Below are 8,417 nucleotides of genomic sequence, written 5' to 3'. Positions count from 1 at the left end.
AAGCGAGCCGCCGCGGGTGGGACGGAGTCGTCGACGTTGCGAACGCCGCCGTCAACGCCGGAGACCAGGCCGTCGAGCGTGCCTACGGAACGGTCGAACCGCCGCCGCGGTGACCGCGAACCATCTGTATAACGATCTATACGGCTGCGCGCGAAGACCCTGGGCGCGCCCCGGGTCCCGGCTGGTGCGTCGCTCGCCCCGCGATCGCTCGATCGGGGACGACGACCGCCTCGGGGCTATCGTCACCGGCCAGGGCTTCCGCTGGATTCCTTCGGCGGCCGCGCGCACACTCGGACTCGTGCACGTGTGCGACGTCGAGGTCGGCCAGACCTACGACGTGGTGGTTCCCGAGCAGCTGCCGCGCAGCCGCTATCCCTCGCCGCCCGGTCGCTTCGGGCTGTGGGACCAGCTGCGCCTGCAGCGCGGCGAGCGGTTCGCGATGACGGTCACCGGCACCGACCCGGACGCCGACCCGCCGATGGTCGACGGGCTGCGCGTGATCACGGCCGGGTACGTCGAGGTGCTGCTCGTCGACGACCAGGTCGCCCAGCTCGGCCTGCCGCCGGGCAGCTACCGCATCGCCGGCATGGTCCGCCCCGACCGGGACGGCGGCCGGATCGTCGAGTTCCCGCACACCATCCGGTCGCAGGTCCCCGCGCGCTGGCTGCGCCGACCCGCCCGCCCCGTGCCGACCGTCGCCGTCGATCTCGACGACGAGCAGGACTGAGCGGGCGATCGACCGTTTCCCGTTTCCTGGTCCGGAGCCACCGGGAAACGTCTGTCCCGGTGCCGTCCGCGGCACCGATGCTGAGTGCATGACTTCCGATCTGCGGTTCTGCCCCTTCTGCCCCGCCTCCGCCGGCGGAGATCCGTCCGAAGTGGACCCGGCCGACATCGTGCGGCGCTGGCCCGCTGCGACGGCATTCCATCCGCGCCGGCGCATCATCCCCGGTCACGTGATCGTCGCCCCGCACGCCCACGTCGAGTCGGGCCATCGCGACCCGGTCGTCACCGGCTACGCCGCGGCGTGCGCGGCCGAGCTGGCCGACCAGCTCGGCTACCGGGAATACAACCTGATCCAGTCCTCCGGGAGGTCGGCAACGCAGACCGTCCCGCATATCCACTGGCACCTGGTGCCCCGCTCCCCCGACGACGGGCTGCCACTGCCGTGGACGCCAAGCCAGCAGCGGGAACAGGCGGAGCGGACGGAGGCTGCGGCATGATCCGGCTCGTGCAGGCCCGCGAATCGCTACCCGCTCCGGCCGCACCGAGCGTGTTCCTCGCCGGACCGACCGCCGAGGCCGACGGCCCGGTGCCGTCGTGGCGGCCAGACGCGATCGAGCTGCTCGACCAGTGCTGGCGCGGGCAGGAACCGCTGTCGGTGCTCACGCCGGAAAACCCGGTCCGCGCCGACCGGTACCAAGATCAGGTAATTCTTCGCGCACTTGGCCGTGTCCCGAGAAGTTGTGTCGCATTCGGACAGTGCGAGCCGGAGTGCGTGTTCTGCCGGATCGTCGCGGGGACCGAGCCTGCGGAAGTGGTGCGGCGGTGGCCCGGCGTGATCGCCATCCGACCGTTGAATCCAGTGGTCGAAGGGCATCTGCTGTTGATCCCGACGACGCATGTGTCCGATGTCGGTGCGGACACGGCTGTCTCCGCTGCGACGATGGCGGCCGCGGCGGAACTCGCTGCTGAGCACGACGACTGCAACGTCATCTCCTCGAAGGGTGCAGCCGGAACCCAAACTGTGTACCACCTGCATATTCATGTGGTTCCTCGCGTGGCTGGCGACGGCCTGCCGCTGCCGTGGACTCCGCAGCAGGAGGCTGAACGGCGCGGGGTGGCGTAATGGCGGTCGAGGTGGTTTACGCGCGGGAAGCCGTCCCGGTTGGGTGCCCGTCGGTGATGCTGCTGGGGCCGACGCCGCGCACGGCGGCGGTGCCGTCGTGCGCCCGTCCGCTATCGACCTGCTTGCCGAGCAGTGGCACGGCGATGGGCCGTTGACGGTGCTGAGCCCGGAATCCCGAGGAGGCATCAGGGCGGAGCATTACGACGATCAGGTCGAGTCCGAGCTGGAGATGATCCAGTCGGCGGACGCCTTGATGTTCTGGATTCCGCGCGACCTGCGGACGTTGCCGGGCTTCACTACGAACGTCGAGTTCGGCCTTGTCGCGGGAACGTCTCCGGAACGGGCGGTGCTCGGGTGCCCGCTGTGCGCCAATCCGGCCTGTCGTTTAAGGACGGTGTCATGAGCCGCCATTCGGGCTGAGTGGGGCTGGTCAGGGTCGGTTTTCGGGGTGGCGGTAGCCTCCGCGCGTGCCGCGTGCCTTGGAGCAGGACGAGCTGATCGAGCACTGGACCCTTTTCGGCGACGAGGTCGCCCTGGTCAAGGGGAAGCGGAGGCGGAACGCGCTGGCGTTCGGGCTGCTGGTGCGGTTCTACGCCCGGCAGGGCCGGTTCCCGCACGGTCGCCTCGAGTTGCCGGATCAGGTGGTGGAGTTCGTTGCCGGCGCAGGTCAAGGTCCCGGCGGCTGAGCTGTCTTCCTACGGCTGGACGGGCCGGACGCACGAGCGGCACCGGGCGGAGATCCGCGAGTTCTTCTCCGCGAGTTCTTCGGGTTCGCCGAGTGTTCGGTCGCCGACCAGGCCGACGCCGCGGACTGGCTGGTCGCCGAGGTGACCGAGGTCGAACGGCGTCCGGAGCAGGTCCGCGCCGAGCTGCTCGGCTGGCTGCGCGGCCGGCGGCTGGAACCGCCGACGTCGGGCCGGATCGACCGGATCGTGCGCTCGGCCCTGGACCGCGGCGAGACACAGCTGATGGAACGGGTCGCCGCGCTGCTCGCCGAGGACACGCGAGCCCGGTTGAACGAGCTGGTGTTCGCGGTGCCCGACGAGTTCGCCGAGTCTGCGGGGAGGGAAGATCCCGCGCGGGACGTGCTGGTGTGGGTGAAGTCCGACCCCGGCCGGCTGAGCCTGAACACGATGCTCGACGAGATCGCGAAGCTGGAGACGATCCGCGCGATCGGGTTGCCGGGCGAGCTGCTGGTGTGGGTCGCGCCGAAGATCGTGTCCGGGTGGCGGGCCCGCGCGGCGGTGCAGTCCCCGTCGCACTTCCGCGGCTTCGCCCCGACGACGCGGTGGGTGCTGCTGGCGGCGCTGCTGGTGGAGCGGGAGAGGGAGATCACCGACACGCTGGTCGAGCTGCTGATCTCCACGGTGCACACGATCAACGCGCGGGCGGATCGGCGGGTGACCGAGGAGATGGTGGCCTCGTTCAGGAAGGTCCGCAACAAGAACTCGCTGCTCGCGCGGGTGGCGGAGGCCTCGCTGCTGCGACCGGACGGCGCTGTCCGCGAGGTGGTGTATCCGGCGGCGGGCGGTGCGGCGACGTTGCAGGAGGTGGTGGCCGAGTACAAGGCGGCGAGCCCGGAGTTCCGCCGCAACGTGCAGGTGAAACTGCGCGCGTCGTACTCGAACCACTACCGGGTCGGGATGATCAAGCTGCTGAGGACGCTGCGGTTCCGGTCGAACAACGACACCCACGCGCCGGTGATCGACGGAATCGGCGTGGTGCTGCGCCATGCCGAGCACCGGGTGCAGTCCTATCCGCTGGGCGAGGCCGTGCCGATGGAGGGCATCGTCGAGGGCGACTGGGCGGAGCTGGCGTGGCGCGGGGCGCCGGGCGCGTCGCGGGTGGTGCGCACGGTGTACGAAGTGTGTCTGTTCAAGGCGCTGCGGGAACGGTTGCGGTGCAAGGAGATCTGGGTCGAGGGCGCGGACCGGTTCCGCGACCCGGAGCAGGACCTGCCGCCGGACTTCGTCGAGCGGCGCCGCCAGTACTACGCGGAGCTGTCCAAGCCGCTGGACGCGGCGGAGTTCATCGAACCTTTGCGCGCGGAGATGGCCGGCGAGCTGCGGGCCTTGCAGGAAGGCCTGCCCTCGTGCGACTGGCTGCAGATTTCGGCGCGCGGCGCCGGGCGGATCACGCTCTCGCCGCTGGAGGCGGACCCGGAGCCGAAGAACCTGCGCAAGCTCAAGAACGAGATCCGGACCCGGTGGGGCCTGGTGCCGCTGCTGGACATGCTCAAGGAGACCGCGCTGCGGATCGGGATCCTGGAGCACTTCGCCCCGGCCGGGTCGCGCGGCGGGCTGGACCGCGCCGAGCTGGCCGAGCGGCTGATCCTCGCGATCTTCGGCTACGGCACGAACATCGGGATCCGCGCCATCGCCGCCGGGGACCACGGGCACACCGAGGAGGAGCTGCGCTACGCCCGCCGCCGCTACCTCTCGGCCGAGGGAGCGCGGCGGTTCGCCGCGGCGATCGCGAACGCCACCTTCGCCGCCCGCCAGGAGCTGATCTGGGGCGCCGGGACCGGCGCGGTCGCGTCGGACTCGACGCACTTCGGGGCGTTCGACCAGAACCTGTTCACCCAGCACCACGTCCGCTACGGCGGACGAGGCGTCCTGATCTACTGGCACGTCGACAAGAAATCCATGGCGATCAACTCGCAACTTCTGTCATGCACCGCGTCCGAGGTCGCCGCGATGGTCGAGGGCGCGATGCACCACCGCACCGAGCTGGACGTCGAGGCCAACTACGTCGATTCCCACGGCCAGTCCGAGATCGGCTTCGGCATCACGAAGTTGCTGGGCTTCGAGCTCAAGCCGCGGCTGAAACGGATCAACGTCACCAAGCTCTACCTGCCCGACGCTGACTTCCGGGCGCAGATCCCGGATCTGGCTCCGGTGCTGTCGCGGCGCGGCCCGATCCGGTGGGACCTGATCGCGCAGCAGTACGACCAGCTGGTCAAGTACGCCACCGCGATCAACAACCGGACCGCCTCCACCGAGGCGATCCTGCGTCGCTTCACCCGCGCCGCGACCCACCCGACGTATCAGGCGATGCTGGAGGTCGGCCGTGCCCAGCGGACGGTGTTCCTGTGCCGGTACCTGCGCTCGCGCGACGAGCAGCGGGAGGTCAACTCCGGGCTCAACGTCGTGGAGTCCTGGAACGGCGCGAACGCGCAGATCTTCTACGGCAAGGCCGGCGACATCGCCACCAACCGCCGCGACGAGCAGGAAATGTCGGTGCTGTGCCTGCACATCGTCCAGGCGGCGATGGTCTACATCAACACGCTGATGATCCAGGACGTGCTCGCGGAGCCGGAGTGGGCGGCGACGTTCGGGCCGGTGGACTACCGCGGGCTCACGCCGCTGATGTGGGCGCACGTGGCGATGCACGGCGAGTTCAAGCTCAACATGAACTCCCGTCTCACCCTCGGCCGGTCGGCGCCGTTGCCCGGCGCGTCGACGGGGAATACCACAGGTTGACCGACCGTCGCGCGGTGGTGGACACGTCCCGGATCTCGGCTCGGAACAGGGCGTTGGGTTCGTGGGCATGGTTTCGCCGCTGACGGGGTGGCGTCCTGTCCAGGTCGTTCGCCTGTTGTAGGACTCGGCCAGCGAACGGACGTCGTCGACGAGCGCGGACAGTGCCGGGGTGGGCACCAGCACTGGCCGTCCGGGTGCGGTGTGGTCTTCGACGGCTCCCCAGTCGTCGGGCACGTCGTCGATCCTGACGGCGATGTTGGCGCCGGGACCGAGGTAGCGGCCTGCCCGGCAGTCCTCGCTGCGGTAGTTGCGGCTCAACGTGATCCGGAATCGGATGGTGTCCGGCGCGGTGCCCAGCGGATCGAAGATCGCGAGGACAGCCAGGTCGCTCGCCGCGGGCCGGTCCAGCCGCCGGCCGAGCGCCCGGGCGGCCTTGATGTAGCTGCGGATCGCGGCGGTGATGCCGGCGTATCCCAGGGCGCTGTCGTAGCGGTCGCCGAACGTCGTGACCATGCTCCCCTGAAGACGGTCGTTGACGTCCGGGTCCAGCCTGAACCCCGGCGTCCACTCCGCCGCCGCAGGCGCTGCATCGGCGGCGTCGCGCGGCCGCCGGGCGAGGAGCAGATCGAGACGATGCTGCGCGGCTTCCCGTTCGTCCTCCGGCGTGCCGGGATGGTCGACCAGAGCGCGGACAGCCGCGATCCGTCGGGCGATCACGCCAATCGGGTCGTTCACCCGCATGAGGATGGCACCCGAGATCGTGCACATCGCGCGCGACACAGCGTATTCGAGCGATCAACCCTTCGATCAGGGCACGCCTGAAAAGTCAGGCCTCCGTGCTGAGCGCCGTGCGAGCGGCATCGGAGGCCCGGGCGGCGACCGGCCGCTGCGCGTGCGCGACACCCTCTTCTGACAACGCCGGACCGACGGCAAGCAACCGTGCGTCCCCCGGATCGGGGCGCAGTCGCCGGGCGGGTGAGGATGTCGGGATGGATCTGGATGTGCAGGCGGGTGTGCTGCCGGTCGAGGGCGGCGACCTTGTGCCGTTTCTGCTGTGCGAGGACCCGGCCGGTGTGGCGTTCCCTCCGCTGGAGGGGGTCGTCGTCGCCGACGACGATGCTCAGGTTCGTGGTGCGCTACGGGATGCGGCTGCAGGGCACGGACGGCCCGGACTTCCCCGAGTTGATCGGCTGGCACGTTTCCTTGGACGCCGATCGCAACCTGCTCGTCGACTGGGCCGCGCCCACAGGCAGGTTTCTGCAGGACGTCCGCCTGACGTGCACGCCGCAATGGCGCGAGCTGGCCGAGCGGACGGGTGCGGTGATCGTGTTCGTCGGGGAGAACGTCCTCGCCCGGAAAACCCTGATGGCCAACCAGATCTACGGCCACCTCGGTGCCGCGGCCGCCGACGGTCGCCTCGCCGCCGGCCTCGCCACCTACACCTCCAGGACCTGAAAGGGGCGGGGACGGGGGTCCTCCCCGGTGAGTCTGAGACCGCGACGGCGTCCCGCTGATGCGATGGGATTGCTATTCCAGCCGCCAATCTCCTCGTTTGATCGCTGTCACAAATGGATCTGCCGGAGCTTCGAGGAGGCTGAGGGCGTGTCCGACCGCGATGGTGTTGCCGAGCCGAGTCAAAAAGGTAAGTTGTTCGCTCGTTTGGGGCGTGTTGCCGTGGGCGAGGTTGTTGCGGGCCTTTCCGGCGATCTGCCAGATGTCCTGCGGTTCCTTGACCACGTCGGAAAGCAGTCGCGGGATGGGGTCGGTAGAGGCGTCGACAAGGTCCCGAAGCACCTGAGGCAGGCCCTCGTTCAGGGCACTGAGGCGCTCGCGCAGTTCGTACGTTCCGAAGAAGTTGCCCCAGCGCCGGAGCCAGGCGTAGCTCTCCTTCGAGACGTCACAGGAGTTCCGGATTTCCCTCATTGCCCTGTTCTTCTCCCGGGAGAAGACGTTTCTGCTCACGGGCCCGGCACCGTATTTGATGGTGTGGAAGCTTTCCAGCGAGGCCATTAGCGCGGTGAATCTTGCGGTGATTGGCAGCCCTTCGACTGGAATGGATGCGAGATAGTCGAGGAAAACCGGGTACTCCTCCTTCATGAAGGACCACCTGCTGACCAGGTCGGGGAGCGACAGGCCGCCAGGCCCGCAGTGAACGAGCGTCGGCATCGTCCCTGGTCGTGACAGCTCAGCGTCGAATCGCTGCTGGGTCACCTCGCGGCCGTAGACCGACGCCGCCCCCGCCCCTTCGCGTTTCACGCTGACGAAAGTGATCGCCTGGGGCCTGTTCGTAGCGAAGCCTGCGAGTTCAGCGCATGGGCGGATGTACGTGCTCATCCATTCGTCGATGGGCTGCGGCCGGCCGGAGACCGTGATGACCGGTGCTGTGGTGAACGACAGTTTGTAACCCTGCGGGGGCGCGAACGAAGCGAGGTAATGCATCCGGACGCGGTCCCCGTCCGGGCTCGTCCATTCTCGAGTCGAGGCGTCATTCCAGGCTGCACCGTAGGGAGCGTCGTCAACGAGCCGCAGCGGGACGTTGTAGTCCTTGAGCGGCGCCACGCCGGACAGTTCGGTGAGGCCGTCAGCCTGGAAGGTGATCTCGTCGAAGATGAGCTCGGTGTTCTCTCTCAGTCTCGGCCCGACCACCGCGAGTTCGGCGAACAGCACCGACTGCCCGGGCGCTTGGTGGGAGACGTAGGCACCGGGGAGCGCGGCATCGAGGTTGTTGCGCAGTTCTCCGCGAACCGCTCCGTAGGGTTTTTCGCTCGGTTCCCACACCGTCCAGTACGAGTTGGTCTTCGCCGCAACGTCCGCTGACGGCGGCTCCGCCGGCAGGTCATAGGCCATGCCGGTGACGTTCTGCGCACCGGCCAGGGCGAGGATGCCCGACACCGAAGAACCGTCTGCGAGACGCCACTCGAGCGGATACTCCCCGACGGGCAGCAGCGGATTCCTGTTCAATGCGCCACCGTCTTGCCAGCCGAAACCGCCGCCTGGGCGCGGTTGGCGAATACGTGCGACGCAGCGGTCCCTCTGTGGTGCGATGCGTTCCACCGCAGGGCAAGTTTCACGTCCGTTGGCGACAT

At 68.9% G+C, this 8,417-nt stretch carries 9 protein-coding genes; 8 read left to right on the top strand and 1 reads right to left on the bottom strand.

Going from position 1 to position 8,417, the window contains the following annotated elements; translation table 11 throughout:
* Nucleotides 1–184 precede the first annotated feature (184 nt).
* The 8 genes from DMP23_RS47940 (at nt 185) to DMP23_RS47905 (ending at nt 6,786) form a co-directional block, all read left to right on the top strand.
* Nucleotides 185–727: a hypothetical protein gene (locus tag DMP23_RS47940; RefSeq protein WP_337825243.1), complete on the top strand. Its 543-nt coding sequence runs from the start codon at nt 185–187 to the stop codon at nt 725–727.
* Between the two features lie 88 nt (nt 728–815).
* Nucleotides 816–1,223: an HIT family protein gene (locus DMP23_RS47935; protein WP_337825242.1), complete on the top strand. Its 408-nt coding sequence runs from the start codon at nt 816–818 to the stop codon at nt 1,221–1,223.
* Entirely contained in the window at nt 1,220–1,849 is a 630-nt protein-coding gene (locus tag DMP23_RS47930) for an HIT domain-containing protein (RefSeq protein ID WP_337825241.1), read from the top strand. Before DMP23_RS47935 ends, DMP23_RS47930 begins: the two co-directional genes overlap by 4 nt.
* A 43-nt stretch (nt 1,850–1,892) precedes the next feature.
* Entirely contained in the window at nt 1,893–2,252 is a 360-nt protein-coding gene (locus DMP23_RS47925; RefSeq protein WP_337825310.1) for a nucleoside 2-deoxyribosyltransferase domain-containing protein, read from the top strand.
* Nucleotides 2,253–2,316: 64 nt separating this feature from the next.
* Nucleotides 2,317–2,535, top strand: coding sequence for a DUF4158 domain-containing protein (locus DMP23_RS47920; RefSeq protein WP_337825309.1), 219 nt, complete (start codon nt 2,317–2,319; stop codon nt 2,533–2,535).
* Between the two features lie 15 nt (nt 2,536–2,550).
* Complete coding sequence (locus DMP23_RS47915) at nt 2,551–5,331, top strand: Tn3 family transposase (protein WP_337825311.1); 2,781 nt, start codon at nt 2,551–2,553, stop codon at nt 5,329–5,331.
* A gap of 201 nt (nt 5,332–5,532) precedes the next feature.
* The gene (locus tag DMP23_RS47910) at nt 5,533–6,153 is read left to right on the top strand and encodes a hypothetical protein (RefSeq protein ID WP_337825239.1); all 621 of its coding nucleotides are present in this window, start codon (nt 5,533–5,535) and stop codon (nt 6,151–6,153) included.
* A 294-nt stretch (nt 6,154–6,447) separates the two neighbouring features.
* Nucleotides 6,448–6,786, top strand: a complete 339-nt coding sequence (locus DMP23_RS47905; protein WP_337825238.1) for a hypothetical protein — start codon at nt 6,448–6,450, stop codon at nt 6,784–6,786.
* A 72-nt stretch (nt 6,787–6,858) separates the two neighbouring features.
* Here DMP23_RS47905 and DMP23_RS47900 read toward each other — a convergent pair whose 3' ends face one another.
* A complete protein-coding gene (locus tag DMP23_RS47900; RefSeq protein ID WP_337825237.1) occupies nt 6,859–8,385 on the bottom strand; it encodes a hypothetical protein in 1,527 nt (508 codons plus the stop codon).
* Nucleotides 8,386–8,417 lie beyond the last annotated feature (32 nt).

Source organism: Amycolatopsis sp. A1MSW2902, assembly GCF_017312175.1.
In the GTDB taxonomy this organism is placed as follows: domain Bacteria; phylum Actinomycetota; class Actinomycetes; order Mycobacteriales; family Pseudonocardiaceae; genus Amycolatopsis; species Amycolatopsis nivea.
This window is presented reverse-complemented; position numbering and strand designations above follow the sequence as displayed.

Bases quoted from the DNA above. Each gene is read 5' to 3' on its own strand.
- DMP23_RS47935 (WP_337825242.1), top strand. From the start codon at position 816: ATGACTTCCGATCTGCGGTTCTGCCCCTTCTGCCCCGCCTCCGCCGGC.
- DMP23_RS47930 (WP_337825241.1), top strand. From the start codon at position 1,220: ATGATCCGGCTCGTGCAGGCCCGCGAATCGCTACCCGCTCCGGCCGCA.
- DMP23_RS47905 (WP_337825238.1), top strand. From the start codon at position 6,448: ATGCTCAGGTTCGTGGTGCGCTACGGGATGCGGCTGCAGGGCACGGAC.